This window comes from Alkalibacterium psychrotolerans (assembly GCF_054784355.1).
In genome coordinates this window covers 1-17,391 of sequence record NZ_BAAGPH010000034.1, presented here as the reverse complement: position 1 = coordinate 17,391, position 17,391 = coordinate 1, and the positions used below count along the sequence as shown (strand labels likewise).

The window sequence follows — 17,391 nt, the reverse complement described above, 5'->3', positions numbered from 1 at the left end:
AGTCTTGTTATACTGTTAACAATCATTAAAACAAGTCATTTGTCGGATACACAACATTTTAAGAAAATTGTCGGATGGGAGGATGACATGACCAAAAAACAGGACTTGCGGGTGCTTAGAACACATACAGCAATTTATAGGGCATTTTACAATCTGCTTAGTATAAAGGACTATACCGACATCACTATCCAGGATATTGCGGATGAAGCGATGATTAACCGTTCAACCTTTTATGCCTACTTTCATGACAAGGATGATTTGGTTGAAAAGATCATCGAACAGAAACTGGAATCCATTCAAGCCATTATGAAGCTGTCCGTCATGACTAATGACAATGAAGTGAAGCTGATGCATATTCAGATGGTTCTGACGCAGCTTCTCGAACAGATAAAAGAGGACAAAGACACGTATGTCCTCATCCTCTCGATTGTTGACAAGCATATATTGACCGATAAATTTAAAAAACTGGTGACCGATTCCTATCAGGATATTCTGAGCCGCCTGCGCATTATAGAATCCGATATGGAAGTACCAGTCGAACTGATCATCGATTACAGTCTGGGAATTCTTTTTATGACAATCAACTGGTGGCTGAAAAATGACTGCGACTACCCTGAGGACCAGCTTGCCCGACTGATAACGAAACTCGTCGGCAACGCCAACTTGACCGTGCTGGGGATTTCAGTGATTTAACTCGTCGACTGACGGTATTGATACCTGTATAAACCAATCAAGAAGGGATCCTTCTATGACTCAACTAACTGAACGACTCGAAACAGCATTTAACTTAACAGAGGACCTTGCATCTTCCTTATCTGGTGAGGAGCTGAGAATGCAACTGAGAGATATACCCTCAAATACAATAGGTGAACAGATGTGGTGTATTGTAGGCGCCCGGGAAAGTTACTTGGAGGCGATTATTCAAAATGAATGGATCGGATTTTCATGTGCCTTAACCGATGTGACTTCTCCATCCAGAGTCCTTGAGAGCTTGACAGCCAGTTCAGCGGATTGCCTCTCCTATCTCCAGAAGAATGAACTCAACAGCATACAGACGGACCTTTTATTTTCACTACTGGAGCATGAAGTTCAGCATCATGGTCAGCTGATCCGTTACGTTTACGGCAACCGATTGCGCTTTCCAAAGAGCTGGAAAAGCCGGTATAATGTATAAAAGCAAACACCTCAAAACCTGCTGGTTCTGAGGTGTTTGCTTTTATTTTCTAGAATATTAGCACACAATTTGTTAACTCAATGATGTATCTTTATCCTCTTCTTCAACTCTGTTCAAGCTGTCCGCAAACTGCTGAATGGTGTCTTCGCGAATATCGGATACATCCTCTTTTACTTTGGCTAGTTTTCTTACAATCATTTTTTCCATAAGATTCATGGAATCAAAATGGTACTCTCCGCCAAAACAATCCACTGCTACTGCAGCTTTCCTAAGTACAGCAGGATAATTCAGCTCCAGTTCTTCTCTAATAGTGTGTTCTTCCTGCATCCCACAGATGAACAGTCCCAGTTTTTTCTCCATCAGGGCATCCAAGTGCTCTTCAGTAAATGTCCTGACTTCCCCCAGTATTCTCCCTGCATATACCGGACTGCCTAGAACTACCGCATCATAAGCTGACAAATTCACTTCAGATGTGTCTTTTAAGTTGACTCTTTCGACTTCCCCGACAAGACGTTCAGCCAGCAGACGAGTACATGTTTCCGTGCAGCCGTGCTTGCTTGAATAAGCGATCAATGTTTTCATTCAGTTTTCCTCCCAATCTCAAGCTGAGTAGGCTTGAGTTATGTAGCGTGCTTGTCTGCAGTGAGTATATAAATAGACTTATCTATTCATGAACTTTGTAGAGTTCATAACTGTCGAAGAATAAATAGGGAATACCAGCTAGCAAACCCATAGTTGCTCCAACCAGACCGGCCACTGCTAGTATAGGCCAGTTTTCAAACATCGAGAGTGTTTCAATTTGAGGAGTAAGCATGGAACTTATAAAAACAACAATGCCTATAATAACAGGTTGCCAGTACACCCATTTTTTAATTCCAAGCTCAACCGAGTCGCCATCTGTAACGGTCAACTTGTTGCTTTTTGTCCCAAAGTGTTTAACCTGTAATATTGCCTGCTGTTGACCCAAATCAACTGTCTTCGTTTCACCATTTTTCATTTTTACTACCCGGTCGTGATTCACCTTCACCTTTAGTTTGCCAAGACTATGGATGTAACGAGAGGGTCTGATAATTTCTATACTCATAATTTAACCTCCATGCCGTTTCGTTTTCCCTGTACATGCATCATTCACCTATAAAGCTAAAGGTGAGGGTGAAATGTGCACATTTCACCTTCCTATTATGTTAATCATACTCTAATTTAATCAAAGCTTCCAACATAGTCTTGTCATCGAGTTAAATAATCCATTATTAGTTTGGGAGATGGTCGACTCAAGTGCCAAGCAACCTGTGAGATGGATAACCTGAGCTGTAGTGGGCAGAGTCAGATATAGTTTTTCCTCCGAGTTGGCTAGCCTGAGCTGTAGCGGGTCGACCCAGATATAGGGTTGCCTCCGAGTTGACCAGCCTGAGCTGTAGCGGGTCGACCCAGATATAGGGTTGCCTCCAAGTTGACCAGCCTGAGCTGTAGCGGGTCGACCCAGATATAGGGTTGCCTCCGAGTTGCCCAGCCTGAGCTGTAGCGGGTCAGCTCGGGTACTATTTCCTGCGTCGAGTGAAGCTTAGCATTGTACTATTTAATAAAACCAGCTGAACCAGACATGTAAATAAGCGTACCGGTAGAAATTTCTCCGGACACGCTTATTTTTTTATAAACTAAAATCCAAGTCGGGTCCTACGGGAACGATACCGGTTGGATTAATATTTTTGTGACTGCTGAAGTAGTGTTCTTTAATGTGTCGGAAGTTAATTGTCTCGGATACTCCGAACATATTGTAGATTTCTCTTGTATACCGCCACAAGTTCGGGTAATCAGTGATGCGTCTTATATTGCACTTAAAATGCGTATAGTACACACTGTCAAATCGGACGAGTGTGGTAAAGAGTCGAATATCCGCTTCAGTTACCTGGTCTCCAGTCAGGTAGCGCTTGTCTTCAAGAATACCTTCCAGCTCATCCAGCATTGCAAAGAGCTTCGTGACTTCCTCTTCGTAAACATCCTGCTTGGTTGCAAAGCCTGCTTTATACACCCCATTATTGACCGCACCATATACTTTATCGTTTATGGCATCAATATCTTTACGCAACTCTTCCGGATAGTAATCGCCTTCTTTAGCTCCCACTTCATCAAATGCAGAATTCAGCATCCGCATGATTTCCGATGATTCATTGTTGACGATTTTATCCTGCTTCAAGTCGTACAGCACAGGGACAGTCACTCGACCACTGTATTCTGGTTCGACATGGGTATATATTTCATAAAGGTAGTCCGCATCGATAACCGGATCCTTGATGACTCCTTCATCATTTTCAAAGGTCCAGCCGTTTTCGGCCATCAAGGGATGCACCACTGAAATGGAAATCATCTCTTCAAGACCTTTAAGTTTGCGCATGATCGTGGTTCGATTAGCCCACGGACATGCATTTGAAATGTATAAATGATACCGCCCCGATTCAGCCTTAAATCCACCCTCACCACTTGGTCCCGCGCTGCCGTCAGGTGTCACCCAGTTTCTGAACTGTGACTCCTCTCGGATAAACCGCCCGTCATTCTTTTCCGTGTCGTACCATTTGTCGTGCCATTTTCCGTCAACTAATAATCCCATAATAACCTCCTGTTATATTGTGTTCTTTTTTCCGTATTCATCTGCACCTGTCAGTCTGTGGTCAGTTCAATGAGATTCCCTTCAGGATCAGCGATAACCGCTTCATAGTAGCCGTCTCCAGTCGTTCGCGGACCGTTGAGCAGAGCATATCCATCCGCCTGCAGTCTGTCTACCATCCTGTCAACAGTGTCCTTGTCTCCGACAGACAAAGCCAGATGAGCATAGCCGAAGCTTTCTGCCGCTTCTTTCGAAATATCCTCCCGATGCATCAGTTCCAGACGACTGCCCGATTCAAAGGTCAGAAAATAAGAAGTAAACTGCTTCTCTGGATTATGATACTTTTCCCCACTTTTCACTTTGAAATACGTTTCGTAAAAAGTTCTCATCGTTTCCAGGTCTTTTGTCCACATGCCGACATGCTCGATTCTCACATTGATCCCTCGCTGACTGTGATTATTCTCACTACCATTATAGTAAATGTCCCCAATTTAAACTAATCATATGCAAAATTGAACAGTCCGGATGTTTCTTGTGTAAATTTAAGCTGTTCAATTATCAAGGCCTCTTCTTGTTTTTCACTCGTCTAGTAACAAACCAAATCAGCCATCCGACGATACCGATAACGATGATGAACGGAAGAGCGTAGATCAGGAAAATGACCAAGTCCTGCAAAATGTAGTAGAACGCATAAAATGAGTCGACAATCGCATCCTGAATCCGTTGGAAGAATGAAATGCCATCTCCACGTTCGCCTGACAGACGAGGACGTTCCGTTACGGTAAGGTAAACTGATGTGTAGTCGATCAGGTCATCATAATAATCCAGCTGGGACTGCAGACTTTCTCTCTCTGCAATAGTCTGACTCAGACTGTCTTCGATCTGAATGATTTCTTCAATCGTCTCGGCTCGATCCAGCAGCTCGTTCAACCGTTCTTCCTTGTTTTCCAGAACCTGCACTCTTGCTTCGGTATCTCTATAGAACTGCGTGACATCCTCAGTTCCTATCTGTTCACTGATTTTCTGAGCCTGAACACCTTCCAAATCATTCAGAAAAGCCGTCAGATGTTCCGTCGGTACACGCAGGGTGTAATCAATCATTCTGTATTGTCTGGATGCTCCCCCGCCCGGTGTATGGCTGGATTCATAGGAATGTTCGATAAATGCGTCGTGTCGCGTGACCAATTCACGAATATAAGTAACAGTCTCAGAGTACTCGACCGTTTCAAAGTCCATATTTGCCGTTCGAATGACTTTCTCTCCAATAAGCCGTTCACCTGAACTCTCCGGTGATTCCCCGACTTCTCCTGCCATATCCATATCAGCCGAGTCTTCCGTCACTGCGGTTCCTCCACCGTCATACCCTGTCGACTCATCGCTCATATCCCCTTCGGATTCTGACGCACAGGCTGTCAGAAGGAAGACCGCCATAAGTAAAATACTCCGCTTTATCCTCATCTCTACTCAGTCCTTATCTCTTATCTGATTATTTACACTCATCATACTCCTAAGTCTGTGAAAAAGATACAGGGTGATGAACATAAAAATATAGTTGTTCATCACCCTGTCTACCGGTTCATTATTATAACTAAGTCAACGTTTCTCTAATTAGTCGACGAGGTTGATTATCTTCTCTGCTGCAGACTTTCCTGACCGGAGTGCCCCTTCCATAAAGCCTGGAAAAGCTTCAGCCAGCTCTGTACTTGCAAAAACAGATAACTTAAAAGGCGTTCGCAGTTTATCAGGCGATTCCGGTAATCCCGCCACATGCACCTGCCCGCTGTATCCTCCCCCATAATATGGATGGTCGACCCAGATGCTTTCTCTGTAATCCAAGTATTCCTCCACCTGATCACCCAGGACGTCTCTCAATCTATCCAGCACAAACTGATGACGATCCTGTTCTGACCGCTCCACCAAGTCTTTCGCCAAATCTCCTCCAATAAAGGCAGTCAATCTTGGATGGTCTCCCTCCTTTGAAGAGTCGGAAACACTCAGCCCATCGTAACCACCATAGACGATTCCTTCTACATGAACGGATTTCCCGTTCATGTCATAGTCATGCCAGAATGGTTGCTCATATGTTAGAGACACTTTAATAACTGACCCATCGATGTAGCTAGTCAGAAATGGCTCGTAATAAGTCTTCAGCTCTTCCGGAAACTTAATGCGGCTTCCGGCCGTTGGAGGAATCGCAAATATGACAGCTTTGGCATGATGACTCTTCCCATTGCTCGTATTTAATGTATATAGACCATCTTCATACTCAACAGATTCAACTGGATGGTTGAACAAAATCTCTACTTTCAGCTGAGACGAAAGATAATCGACTACCTGTGTGAGCTGCCCGGATGCCTGATGTGTAAGGTCATCCAGTTCAGACGCGTACCGCTCAATCGTTTCGAGAAAGCTTTCGGCAAGAATGTGCTCGGTACTGACAGTTGATTCTTCAGTGAAAAAACTCTTGGCTATTGCTTCTTCCTGTTCGTTTTCTACCCAATCTTCTATCGTCTGGGCAAGGGACAGACGCGTGTCAGTCTCGCTATGAACAATTTCTTCATCGACGGATTCGATGAACGCGCCAACGTCCGTCCGTGTTTTTGCGTGCAGATAGACACTGTCTGACTTTGAAACGGTACGCTTTAAATGCATCCCGCTTTCTTCAATTAGCCTAGTCAGCTCAGTCATATCCTTATTGACAAACTGTGCTCCCAGTTCCAGAGCATACTCTCCCTGCTCGTTACATCCTGAATAAACTTTTCCTCCGGCCCGGTCTGTTGCCTCAAGAACTTTGTAACTCAGTCCGCTGCCATCAACCACACGGGCGGCTGATAAACCAGCTAATCCCGCTCCAACAATAATGACTTCCACTGCTTCTGTTTCTCTACTCATTGTGTGACCTCCCGTAACGCTTTCTGGCAAAGCATCATTCATAGTGATCATGATCTACCTATTCACCCTTATCTTAGCACACTCTTTTGTTAAGGCCAGACTTTCTTTTATAAGATATCCGAAAAGGAGAGAACGTTTATGACTAATCATGTCTATCTAAAGGCAGTTGAATCTGCCTGAGCAGATTCTTCATTCTTCAAGAGCTTTACCTGCTTTTTGAGTCGAGTAATTCAAGGTATACTAGTCGTTATGCCTGTTTAGCTGCACCTTAGGAGAGTGCCATGCTGCTGAACTCACAGTAGTCTTGTTTTTACTTTTAGTTCCGACATTTTTTCTGGGGGATAACTGTCATTAGATCCTTTTCAGCTGTAGTTTATTTCTTTCTATGAAGCTAAACTATCATTAGGGCGCCTCTAGCTGTAGCTTAATTCTTATTCTCGCACAAAGCTTCCTCTAGACCCCTTCTAGTGGCAAGTTAATCTAAAGGAGACGCCTGAACTATAACTAGAATCACTCTAACTCCATTTCCGTACCAGCCGTTTGAACTGAACTATAAGTAGACGATTTATAACTGCATCTTCGACTCGAACCGACCTCCGCAACTGCATTTAGCCTATGCTACTGATGTCATTCCTGCCCTGCACACAGTAAAACCCGGACAGGGCGATCAACTGATCACTCAATCCGGGTTAAATTCCTTATTATTCTACTAGTCCTATAGTTCGAAGCGTTCGACCAGCTGGTTCAGTTCTTCTGCCAGACGGGCCAGTTCTTCTGAGCTTGCAGAGACTTCCTGCATCGTGCTGTTTGACTGTTGAGCCGATGCCGACGTCTGTTCGATACCCGCAGCCGACTCTTCAGAAATCGACGCGATCTCTTCTACACTGGAACTCATATTGACAGTCTGTTCCTTGTTGTCTGCCAGCTTTTCAGTAATTCTTCGTATCGTCCGTTCCATTTGTTCAACTGAAGATGAAATGCTGTTGAAGGTCTTCCCGGTCTCCTGAATCTGAGTAGTTCCTTTCTGAACTTCACTGTACCCATTTTCCAGTGCACCAACGACTTGTGCAGATTCTTCCTGCATGCGTCTAACGATGTCAGTAATTTCCACAACGGAACCGGAAACTTCTTCCGACAGTTTTCTGACTTCATCAGCTACTACAGCGAAGCCTTTGCCCTGCTCGCCGGCACGTGCCGCTTCAATTGCCGCATTCAGCGCCAGAAGATTCGTCTGTTCTGCAATTCCTTCAATGACTGTGACCAGTTCGGACACTTCACTGGATTTTGTATCCAGTCCTCTCATTCCTTCGACAGACTGCTTGACGATCTCATCGATGGTCTGCATTTGTGTGACTGAGGAGTCCATCATCAGACGCCCCTCATCTGTCAGACCGCGTACTTTAGTGGAGGTCTGATAAATGCGCTCACTCTCCTCAACTGACTGCTCGATTGTGTGAACGAATGCACTCATACTCTCTGAAAGATCGCTGGTATAAGTAGCCTGTGATTCTGATCCGGATGCGAGCTCCTGCATAGTTATCGCAATCTGATCAGCTCCCTGGACAACCTCGTTTGTGGACTGAGTCAGTTCTTCACTGGAACTCAGGACATGATGAGTTGCGTTCGATACTGAGGTAATGATGTGACGCAGCTCTTCCTGCATCTTGTTGGTTGCCTGTTCAAGCATGCCGATTTCGTCTTTACGTTTTGTGCGAATCGTCTGACCCGTCAGCTTTCCATCCGCAACATCGTTCAGTTTGCTCGAGATGGAGGTCAACGGTCGTCCGATGATTCGTCCCATGAACAGGCCAATTACAATGGCAAAAGCTGTAGCAAGTACACTTACAATCAATATAATATTTCTAAGAGCGATGTATACGGACTGATTCTGACTGAATGCTTGTTCAGATAAGATTTCATTCATTTCCAGCAGGTCATTCAGATACATATTTACTCCTCCATACTGGGATCCAGCACGTCTAATTCCATTCATTGCTTCGGTAAAGTCCTGCTCAACTAGGGAATCTCCAGCTTCATGTAGCAGCTCAGAATAATTGTCCCAGTATCTATTCAGTTCTTCGACAAGAACCGCTTCTTCCTCATAAAAAGTACGGTTACTATATTCAGCAAGGAGCTCCTCAATTCGATCGATATTTTCAAGCGCCGGTTCTCCTCTTGACGGATCAGCATTAATAACACCGGTCAGCATATGTACCCGAGTATTTTCCATCAGCTGGGCGATTTCAGATAGAATGATCGTCGGCTGTACCCGTTCCGTATAGAGTTCATTAGAATTATCGTTCATGATTTGAAGCCCGAAAAGCTCCAAGCCACCTAATACCAGTACGATGACTGCCAGTATCAGATAAGAACCTAATAATTTAGTCGTAATTTTCAATTTACTTCCCCCAATTTGTACTATGTAAGTTAGTCCACTATCAGCGGCTACTTATTTATTATCGGAATCTTTCGCTATTAATTAACTTAAATGATAGTTTTCTCACCTAAAAAACTTATAGGTCTACATTTTCACTACTTTTTTCTATGCTTCTCAGTTACTTAGCAGATAAGTAAATTAAAATCAGTCATCTATTTATTGAAGGAATCCAAGTCCAAATATCGAGTATATGATACACTTACATTATGATAACGTATAATTAAAAACTGCTTCTTCATTCAACTAACGGGGAGGAGAATACAATAGAAAAACAGGCGTTAGCATGCGTTAAAAAATCAGAAATAAAAAAAATCATATAAGAGGTGTTTTAATGGAACTGACTCATATTCAATTACTTGTAGACAATTACAAAGAATGTTTCCTATTTTATAGAGATGTTATGGGCTTTGAGGTTTCTTGGGGAAATGAACATTCTAATTATGCTGATTTCAAATTTAACGGCGCTACTTTAGGAATCTTTGAACGTAAACAGATGGTTGAAGCAATAGGACAAGATTATTCTACTGATGCTAGAAAAGACGATAGAACAGTTTTAATCTTCAAAGTAGACAGCGTTGAAGAAACTTATCAGAAATTAAAAAACAGCGTCTCCTTTATCAGTAAACCAACCGAACAGGAAGATTGGGGCATCAAAGTTGCTCATTTTAGGGACCCTTCTGGTTCACTAATAGAAATCTATGAGCCGATCTAATCCGGCTTCATTCTTAAATAAAAAATGAAAGCGCTCGTTGTATAGGTTAATATCTAATATCTAAACGGAAACTTTATTTATATAAAAGTTTCCGTCTTTTTATCCCATTAACTTGGAACTTAAGCAGTTAGCATTATAAAAGGCCCTTCCCGTTTGTAGGAAGAGCCTGAATATCACTATTACATGACTAGACTTTTTCTGATGTTCCTCAGATACTTCGTACTCATGGCCCAGTGCAGATAATCGTTTACGTGGTCCGTAATCATGTTCTCTATATCCGGCTTGGTTTCCCATTCGACAAAGGTATACTTCGGCACAAAGATATCGGTCGCGGGCAAGGCCAGATCATATTTAAGAAGACAGATATTCAGCTGCTCCATTGTATGCCTCTTTTCATCCTTGTCACCAAAACAGATCGTCATAACGGATTTATGCTGCAGCTCCCTATGGATATGGCTGAAAAATGACTGGTAACTCTCCGGCACTTCTTCTGAGAAGGTTGGCAGAACAAAAATGAAGCCATCTTTCTCATTGAACTTTTTCAGTCCTTTTTCAGTCAAATTCCATTCGCCGTCAAGAGACTGATTGTACTTTTCCAGATCGATCAATTCAAATGAGGTGCCATAAGCCCGCTTCCCGATTTTTTTCAGGTACGGAAGAACGGTCTTTGCTACTGTCCGACACTCTTTCCATTTTTCTACACCTAATACTACGATACCAATTCTCAGCATGATACTGTCCCCTTTCAATCTAATGACGATTACTGATCATTGACTATATTAAGTATAAAGGCTACAGTAACTGTAGAGTCAAGGGGAAGGACTGATTATCTTATGAAGAAAAAGAACAGCCTCAGAATTGCCGAACTGGCTGAACTGGTGGACATCAATAAACGCACACTTCATTACTATGACGAAATCGGGCTCTTCTCTCCTGAATTCAAAGGAGAGAACGACTACCGTTATTATACGCTGAAACAGGTATTTGATTTGAGTCTGATCCTTTCATTAAAGGAACTGAATATGCCTCTGGCTGAAATCAAAAAGGTCCTCTCTGGAGACTTTCATGATTTCAAGCTCTCTCTTCAGAGCAGGCTCAGTGATGTCGACCGCAAACTGGAGGCACTGGAACGCATTAGGCATACGATTGACAGAAAGCTTCACTACATCAGTATTGCTGAACGGCCGCATATGGAAGTTGAACTGATAAACTGCACGACGGACCACCTTGTTCTCAGCCATCCAATGGAAAATCGCTCTCCGACAGACTGGATCATGGATGCCATCGCCTTAGTTCATGACAAGGATCTGCACTTTCTTGCCAACAATGAATATGGCACCCTTATCAATGTGGATAAAAAGCTCGAGAATCCTTTTACTGAACAGTACGATTACTTCTATATCAAAGCCGCTTCGGCTGAATCAGCTACTCATACCAAACCAGCTGGCAGTTATCTTCGCATCGTCTTTCAAGGGCCTGAAGAAGAGCTGCATCATCCTTACCGGAAACTGATCGATTTCAGCAGACAGCATAACCTTCCACTCGACAGCTACTTCTACGAGCGTGCCTTGCATGATACTGTTTATGACAACCAGACGAATCTGATCACTGAAATACAAGTCAGGGTGAAAAGCGTTTAGGTCAGAAATCTGCTTTCTTCCTGCTGCTTATGCTTCGATCTTTATTCTTTGATATATAGTCAGCCAGACATCCTACTTTCGCAAAACTGTCTGGCTTTTCTGCGTTCTGCTACATTACTTCACTTATATAATGCTACAATATAGATAACTTAATCCATACCGATTAACATGCAATCTAAAACCCGCTCACTTATTTCGATTGGCCTAATTGAAAAGAGGTCTGTTAGGAGTATTAACGATGAAAAAGAAAATACGAATCCTTATGCTGTTAATTACAGTGGCTCTGCTAGCATTCATTGCCTATGTCGGTCTATTATCCATAATTGGAGATGAAGATGAAGGTGTACAGGAAGATGATGAGTCTGAGCTAGTAGAAGAACCTGTCCCTCAAGAAGAAATCAATAATATAGTCATCCTCGGAGACTCCATAGGCTCCGGTGTTGGTGACGAAGAAAGCTCCGGCATCGGTGACCGGTACCTCGAGTTAATGGACCGGAACGGTGATGAGACTTTGACCAATCTGGCCATATCCGGTTACACCAGCAGTCGGCTTGTCGACTTGATTGAAACAGGAGAAAACGATGCGACTATTGCTGAAGCGGATCTGGTTGTCATCTCTATTGGAGGAAATGACTTGAATCGTCTGGCTTTTCAAAGAGATCTGGATCTGCCCGTGGCCTTCCTAGACACACTTAATGCCTATCTGGACAATCTGGAAATCATTATCGGTGACATCCGAAAGCTGAATCCGGAATCTCAAATTGCCCTTATCGGCTTGTATAACCCATACAGTCTGATCATTCCAGAATTGAGCGATTACCTTGTTGAATGGAATGACGATACCCGTTCACTTGTAGAGTCACACCCTGATGCCACATATGTCCCGACCTTTGATCTGTTCCAGGATCAGATGGAAAACTTTCTCTATGAGGATTACTTTCACCCAAATGAAGAAGGCTATCAGGCCATAGCTGAACAGCTCTATACTTTGATAAATTAGATGTTCAATTAATCGTTAGTAAAATTGATGTCCTGTGTAGCAAATAAAATAGAATACTCGGAAAGTTTAAAGGAAAGACCACCTTGTCCACCCTTTGAGCTTTCTTTTTTTGAATAGGGGCTTAATAACGCATTAGATACTTCATGAGCTAATATCGTTCAAGCTCTTTCGTTTGGCATCTCCCACCTTTTTTTGCATAATAGGAATTAGGAGGCGAGTCAATTGACAAAACAAACCTTATATTACAACGGAAAATGGCAGGATGCGCAGTCTGATGATTACGCAGACGTCATTAATCCGACAACTGAAGAAGTGATCGATAAAGTAGTCAACGCCAATGAAGAAGATGTGAACCGTGCAGTATCAGCGGCCAAAGCAGCTTTTGATGACTGGAACACAACAGACCCTTCCAAGCGTGCCGAGTATGTACAGAAGATTCTTGACGGCATCAAGGAACGTGAAGAGGAACTGATCGAAACGATGATCGAGGAACTCGGGACCTCACGACAGTTTGCCAAGAATACGCAAGTCGGCCTCGCCGAAAAAGAGATGGGCGCAACGCTTGAAGAAATAGATAACTTCTCATTCGAAGAAGAAGTCGACAATGCGACGGTGATCAAAGAGGGATATGGTGTTGTAGCCTGCATCACGCCTTGGAACTACCCGCTTAATCAGATTCAGCGTAAGATTACCCCTGCTCTTCTGGCAGGAAATACGGTTGTGGTGAAGCCACCTAACCTGACTCCCCTAACTGCTCTTCTATTAGCAGATATCGTAGATAAAGCCGGTCTTCCCGATGGTGTCTTCAACTTGATTACAGGTGACGGCAGCTCTACGGGTGACTACCTGACCAGTCATGAAGATGTATCCGTCATTTCATTTACAGGATCGACTAAGGTCGGTAAGAGCCTGTATGAAAAAGCTAAGACGACAGTGAAGCAGATCGTTCTGGAACTAGGCGGAAAATCACCTATGGTCTACCTTAAAGGTGGCGACCTGGAACTCGCTGTCAAAAATTCAGCGAATACACTGCTTCATAACCAGGGACAGACCTGTTCTGCCCTCTCTCGCCTGTTTGTTCCAAAAGATAAACTGGAAGAAACAAAAGAGGTTATCAAGGATTACTACAAAGACATTAAAGTGGGCGATCCAAATGAAGAAGACACCATGGTCGGCCCGCTTGTCTCCAAAGATCAGATGGAAACTGTGCTGAATTATATCGAAAAAGGTAAAGAAGAAGGCGCTGAAATCCTGGTTGGCGGAAACAAGATGGACCGCAAAGGCTATTATGTGGAACCGACTGTCTTTGTTAACGTAAAAAATGTCATGACCATTGCTCAGGAAGAAATCTTCGGCCCTGTCCTTGTGGTTCTGACCTACGACTCGGTTGAAGAAGCTATCGAACTGGCCAACGATTCGATTTACGGCCTGTCAGGCGGTGTTGTCGGACCGGAAGACGAAGCCATTGCAGTTGCTCGCAGACTGAAAACAGGTAACATCATCATTAATGACGCTTCCCGTTCACCAAAAGCCCCGTTCGGTGGATACAAGCAGTCCGGACTGGGAAGAGAGAACGGTCTCTACGGTGTTGAGGATTACGTTGAAGTGAAGGCGATATTTAAATAATCGATTATAAGTAACTCAATAAAGAGTATGGAGAACCCGGAAGACTTAATTGGCTTTTGGGTTCTCTTTTTATGCATTCATATGCTTTTTTCAACTTAAATAAAGGAGTAGTTTATCTCTTTTTATGATAAACTAACTCTAAATCAAACAACCCATTTATTAGAGAAAGCAGGTTTTTTATGTCCAAATTAAACAAGCGTAAAACAAGGAAAAATAATAAATCATTTTCTAGACGCAAAAAAATAGTACTCGGCCTTGTTTCTGCCCTGATACTGCTTCCAATTATTCAGGCGATCTTTCATACCTTTAAACCACTGCCTGCTGGTATTTCTGTTGCCGGTGAGAGGCATGAAACAAGTAGCTTACAGTTTTTATACGATTTGACCTACGCAAATGAGGAAGGGGAAGTTGAACACGAACAGGAAATTTTTGATTATATCTATCAGATGATTGATGAAGCTGAAGATTTTATAGTCATCGATATGTTCTTGTTTAACGATGACTATGACCACACCGACCCGGACTTAGATTTTCCGTCGTTATCCTCTGAGCTGGCAGATGCCCTTATACATAAAAAAATGACCCAGCCGGATATGCCGATTATCTTTATCACAGATCCCATCAACACCTTTTACGGCACCTATACACCCGATCCCCTTGCACAAATGAAGGATGCTGGAATAGATGTCATTCTGACAGACTTGTCTCCTTTAAGGGACTCAAACCCTGTTTATTCGGGACCTGCGCGAACGTTTTTAAGTTGGCTGGGAACATCTGATGCCGGCTACCTTCCCAATATTTTTAGGGCGACCGGTCCGGGTGTGAACGTCAACTCTTTTGCCCACCTGCTCCACTTCAAGGCAAATCACCGGAAAGTTGTGATGAACGAACGAGAAGGACTGGTGACCTCAGCCAATCCGCATGATGCCAGTGCCTTTCATTCAAATATCGCTTATGCGATTCAAGGGCCATTGTTAAATGACCTACTGGCTTCTGAAAAGGCAGTCGCAGAGATGTCCGGCTACGACACGGCTATATTTGATTCACTTGAGATTAAATATGATAGTGAAGAAAGTGACGATACCTACACCGTCCAGTTACTGACAGAAGGAAAAATTAAGGAAGCCCTTCTCAGTACGATTGCCGAGGCCGAATCTGAAGATTATATAAAAATCGGTATGTTTTATCTATCTGACCGTGACGTCATAAACGCTTTACAGGAAGCAGATTCACGCGGCGTCAGCGTGCAGCTTGTTCTGGATATCAATCAGGATGCTTTTGGAAACGAGAAAGTTGGCATCCCGAACCGGCCTGTGGCTCATGAACTGACCGAGGGAGACAGTAACATTGCCGTTCGCTGGTACGAGTCAAACGGCGAACAGTTCCACGCGAAGTTCTTTATCCATGAAACGGCTGAAACTGTCACAACGATTGGCGGTTCGACCAATTTTACCCGTCGGAATATGGACGACTTAAACCTTGAGACAAATGTGTTGATTAGTGGGCAGAAAGGCCAGCATGAAATAGACGCCATGCTTACTTTCTTTGATCGTATCTGGGAAAATCAGGACGGCACCTATACCGCTGACTACACTGAACACGCCGAATCCACCAGCTGGAAAAATATGCTCTACCGCTTCCAGGAGTGGAGTGGCTTGTCTACTTTCTAACAAGAGTAAAGAATATGACTACACCGAAAAACCTACCAGACCAATGTCTGATAGGTTTTTTCTGCTACTTCATGACTAGCTTTTTATCCTTTATTTCCCAAATTTCATCGGCAATTTTTGTCATAAAATACTCATCATGTGAAGTGAAGAGTACTGTTCCCTTGTAAGATTTTAGTAGCTCTTCCAGCGCTTCAATGGTTTTTACATCGATAAAATTGGTTGGTTCATCCAATATCAGAACATTACTTGGGTCAGTAAACAGTTTAGCTAAAGCTAGACGAGTTGCTTCGCCACCGCTCAGTTCAGTGACGGACTGATTAATATTCTGATGCGTAAACCCAATATTATTGAGTACTGCTCTGACAATGGACCCCGGGTACTCCGATTCATGCATAAGATAATGAATCACACTAATTTCTTTTGTAAACTTGTAACTCATCTGTTTGTACACTGAAAATTTAACCTTTGGAGAGAGAGTGATGCCTTCTTGATAGTTTAGGATATGAGTCAATAAACTCGTTTTACCGGAACCATTCGGCCCAGCTATTCCAATTTTCTTCCCTTTTTTAAATTGAAAATCGCACGCATCAAGGAGCACCTTTCCTCCTCTACATATAGAAACGGCTTCCCCAATAATAGGATAGGGATTGTGTATACTGACAGTGGTGGAAGCCGGGAAATGGATAGCCTTTGGTTCTGAAATCAATTCGACTGCATCGAGATTCTCTACTCTTTTTTCAATGGCTTTCGCCGTTTTATGAGCAGCTTTCTGGACGGTATCTTTCTGCTTTGTAGAAGATAATCTGCTGGGTTTAATGTTACGATTCTTCTGCTTTTGACTCACATTGCTGACACTTTTGGCTTGTTCTTCCTTTTGTCGGGCAGCTTTCAACAGGCGAGACTTTTCTTTCTGATAGTTTTTATGCAGCCGTTCATTTTCTAACTTCATCTGCTCTTTCTGCTCCTGATAACTACTGTAGTTCCCCTTGAAAACAGTTACCTCATCATTAGCCACTTCCCAAATGGTATCCACCACTTTGTCGAGAAATTGTCTGTCGTGACTGACGACCAGTAAGGTGCCATAATAATAGGTCAATTCATTCATCAGAAATCGAATCCCTTTGGTGTCCAAGTGAGTGGTCGGTTCGTCCAGCAAGAGTCCCATCGAATAGTTGGAAAACAAGTCAGCTAATTTTAGACGCGTCTCTTCTCCACCGCTGAAATACTGGCTAGGAGATTCAGGAACACCCAGTCTGGAAACAAGTTCCGGATCCATATTTTCATAGTCGATAGTCTTAAGCCTATCTATTTGTTTGAAGTAGTGAAAGGAAATGTGTTTATGCACATGACCACTATCAGGCTGAATTGACTGATTAATTAAGTTCAGTAGTGTGCTCTTTCCCTGCCCATTTTCTCCAACTATACCGATTTTCTCATTCTGGTACACTTTAAGATGGTCAATCGATAAAATTGTTTTTCCTTTGTAACTCTTCTCTATATTATTAAGCTCTAACCTGAATAATTCATAGCTTTAAATTTAACCTGTTTTTTTGAACAAACTGCCATTTTTTAAATTAGGCAGATACTTTCTTCCAAAATAATGTGTTTTCGAACAGGATGCCTACAGAAGAAGGTCAT

Annotated in this window: 15 protein-coding genes and 1 pseudogene; 7 read left to right on the top strand and 9 right to left on the bottom strand. The window is 43.0% G+C overall.

What is annotated here, in order from left to right; all coding sequences use genetic code 11:
- Positions 1-87: 87 nt before the first annotated feature.
- Positions 88-693, top strand: a complete 606-nt coding sequence (locus tag ACYVLS_RS05765; RefSeq protein ID WP_460322283.1) for a TetR/AcrR family transcriptional regulator — start codon at positions 88-90, stop codon at positions 691-693.
- Positions 694-748: 55 nt separating this feature from the next.
- A complete protein-coding gene (locus ACYVLS_RS05760; protein ID WP_460322280.1) occupies positions 749-1,174 on the top strand; it encodes a hypothetical protein in 426 nt (141 codons plus the stop codon).
- Between the two features lie 72 nt (positions 1,175-1,246).
- On the opposite strand, the gene ACYVLS_RS05755 is transcribed toward ACYVLS_RS05760, so the two are convergent.
- The 7 genes from ACYVLS_RS05755 to ACYVLS_RS05725 all read right to left on the bottom strand — a co-directional run bounded on the left by ACYVLS_RS05755 (position 1,247) and on the right by ACYVLS_RS05725 (position 9,066).
- A complete protein-coding gene (locus ACYVLS_RS05755; RefSeq protein WP_460322277.1) occupies positions 1,247-1,756 on the bottom strand; it encodes a flavodoxin domain-containing protein in 510 nt (169 codons plus the stop codon).
- 82 nt (positions 1,757-1,838) lie between these two features.
- On the bottom strand, positions 1,839-2,258 hold the full coding sequence (locus ACYVLS_RS05750; protein ID WP_460322275.1) for a hypothetical protein: 420 nt from the start codon (positions 2,256-2,258) through the stop codon (positions 1,839-1,841).
- Between the two features lie 564 nt (positions 2,259-2,822).
- Positions 2,823-3,779, bottom strand: coding sequence for a glutathione S-transferase family protein (locus tag ACYVLS_RS05745; RefSeq protein ID WP_460322273.1), 957 nt, complete (start codon positions 3,777-3,779; stop codon positions 2,823-2,825).
- Positions 3,780-3,829: 50 nt separating this feature from the next.
- Entirely contained in the window at positions 3,830-4,210 is a 381-nt protein-coding gene (locus ACYVLS_RS05740) for a VOC family protein (RefSeq protein WP_460322270.1), read from the bottom strand.
- A 124-nt stretch (positions 4,211-4,334) separates the two neighbouring features.
- The gene (locus ACYVLS_RS05735) at positions 4,335-5,234 is read right to left on the bottom strand and encodes a DUF4349 domain-containing protein (RefSeq protein ID WP_460322267.1); all 900 of its coding nucleotides are present in this window, start codon (positions 5,232-5,234) and stop codon (positions 4,335-4,337) included.
- 150 nt (positions 5,235-5,384) lie between these two features.
- Positions 5,385-6,668: a flavin monoamine oxidase family protein gene (locus ACYVLS_RS05730; protein WP_460322265.1), complete on the bottom strand. Its 1,284-nt coding sequence runs from the start codon at positions 6,666-6,668 to the stop codon at positions 5,385-5,387.
- A gap of 715 nt (positions 6,669-7,383) precedes the next feature.
- Positions 7,384-9,066 carry a methyl-accepting chemotaxis protein gene (locus ACYVLS_RS05725; RefSeq protein ID WP_460322263.1) on the bottom strand — a complete coding sequence of 561 codons (1,683 nt, stop codon included), beginning with the start codon at positions 9,064-9,066 and terminating at the stop codon, positions 7,384-7,386.
- 370 nt (positions 9,067-9,436) lie between these two features.
- Between ACYVLS_RS05725 and ACYVLS_RS05720 the strand changes: the two genes are divergently transcribed.
- Positions 9,437-9,817, top strand: coding sequence for a VOC family protein (locus ACYVLS_RS05720; protein ID WP_460322260.1), 381 nt, complete (start codon positions 9,437-9,439; stop codon positions 9,815-9,817).
- A gap of 179 nt (positions 9,818-9,996) precedes the next feature.
- Here ACYVLS_RS05720 and ACYVLS_RS05715 read toward each other — a convergent pair whose 3' ends face one another.
- The gene (locus tag ACYVLS_RS05715) at positions 9,997-10,548 is read right to left on the bottom strand and encodes a hypothetical protein (RefSeq protein WP_460322258.1); all 552 of its coding nucleotides are present in this window, start codon (positions 10,546-10,548) and stop codon (positions 9,997-9,999) included.
- A gap of 102 nt (positions 10,549-10,650) precedes the next feature.
- Here ACYVLS_RS05715 and ACYVLS_RS05710 point away from each other — a divergent pair, with 102 nt between their 5' ends.
- The 4 genes from ACYVLS_RS05710 to ACYVLS_RS05695 all read left to right on the top strand — a co-directional run bounded on the left by ACYVLS_RS05710 (position 10,651) and on the right by ACYVLS_RS05695 (position 15,753).
- Positions 10,651-11,457 carry a MerR family transcriptional regulator gene (locus ACYVLS_RS05710; RefSeq protein WP_460322256.1) on the top strand — a complete coding sequence of 269 codons (807 nt, stop codon included), beginning with the start codon at positions 10,651-10,653 and terminating at the stop codon, positions 11,455-11,457.
- A 238-nt stretch (positions 11,458-11,695) separates the two neighbouring features.
- Positions 11,696-12,457, top strand: coding sequence for a GDSL-type esterase/lipase family protein (locus tag ACYVLS_RS05705; protein ID WP_460322254.1), 762 nt, complete (start codon positions 11,696-11,698; stop codon positions 12,455-12,457).
- Positions 12,458-12,679: 222 nt separating this feature from the next.
- Positions 12,680-14,083 (top strand): aldehyde dehydrogenase family protein, encoded by a 1,404-nt coding sequence (locus ACYVLS_RS05700; RefSeq protein ID WP_460322252.1) that lies wholly within the window; start codon positions 12,680-12,682, stop codon positions 14,081-14,083.
- Between the two features lie 179 nt (positions 14,084-14,262).
- Positions 14,263-15,753 carry a phospholipase D family protein gene (locus tag ACYVLS_RS05695; RefSeq protein WP_460322250.1) on the top strand — a complete coding sequence of 497 codons (1,491 nt, stop codon included), beginning with the start codon at positions 14,263-14,265 and terminating at the stop codon, positions 15,751-15,753.
- A 64-nt stretch (positions 15,754-15,817) separates the two neighbouring features.
- Here the strand turns inward: ACYVLS_RS05695 and abc-f are convergent.
- Positions 15,818-17,254: pseudogene (abc-f, locus tag ACYVLS_RS05690) on the bottom strand (ribosomal protection-like ABC-F family protein); the annotation flags it as partial.
- Positions 17,255-17,391: the final 137 nt, after the last annotated feature.

Bases quoted from the DNA above. Each gene is read 5' to 3' on its own strand.
- ACYVLS_RS05705 (WP_460322254.1), top strand. From the start codon at position 11,696: ATGAAAAAGAAAATACGAATCCTTATGCTGTTAATTACAGTGGCTCTG.
- ACYVLS_RS05765 (WP_460322283.1), top strand. From the start codon at position 88: ATGACCAAAAAACAGGACTTGCGGGTGCTTAGAACACATACAGCAATT.
- ACYVLS_RS05710 (WP_460322256.1), top strand. From the start codon at position 10,651: ATGAAGAAAAAGAACAGCCTCAGAATTGCCGAACTGGCTGAACTGGTG.
- ACYVLS_RS05695 (WP_460322250.1), top strand. From the start codon at position 14,263: ATGTCCAAATTAAACAAGCGTAAAACAAGGAAAAATAATAAATCATTT.
- ACYVLS_RS05750 (WP_460322275.1), bottom strand. From the start codon at position 2,258: ATGAGTATAGAAATTATCAGACCCTCTCGTTACATCCATAGTCTTGGC.
- ACYVLS_RS05760 (WP_460322280.1), top strand. From the start codon at position 749: ATGACTCAACTAACTGAACGACTCGAAACAGCATTTAACTTAACAGAG.
- ACYVLS_RS05715 (WP_460322258.1), bottom strand. From the start codon at position 10,548: ATGCTGAGAATTGGTATCGTAGTATTAGGTGTAGAAAAATGGAAAGAG.
- ACYVLS_RS05730 (WP_460322265.1), bottom strand. From the start codon at position 6,668: ATGAGTAGAGAAACAGAAGCAGTGGAAGTCATTATTGTTGGAGCGGGA.
- ACYVLS_RS05720 (WP_460322260.1), top strand. From the start codon at position 9,437: ATGGAACTGACTCATATTCAATTACTTGTAGACAATTACAAAGAATGT.
- ACYVLS_RS05735 (WP_460322267.1), bottom strand. From the start codon at position 5,234: ATGAGGATAAAGCGGAGTATTTTACTTATGGCGGTCTTCCTTCTGACA.
- ACYVLS_RS05745 (WP_460322273.1), bottom strand. From the start codon at position 3,779: ATGGGATTATTAGTTGACGGAAAATGGCACGACAAATGGTACGACACG.
- ACYVLS_RS05755 (WP_460322277.1), bottom strand. From the start codon at position 1,756: ATGAAAACATTGATCGCTTATTCAAGCAAGCACGGCTGCACGGAAACA.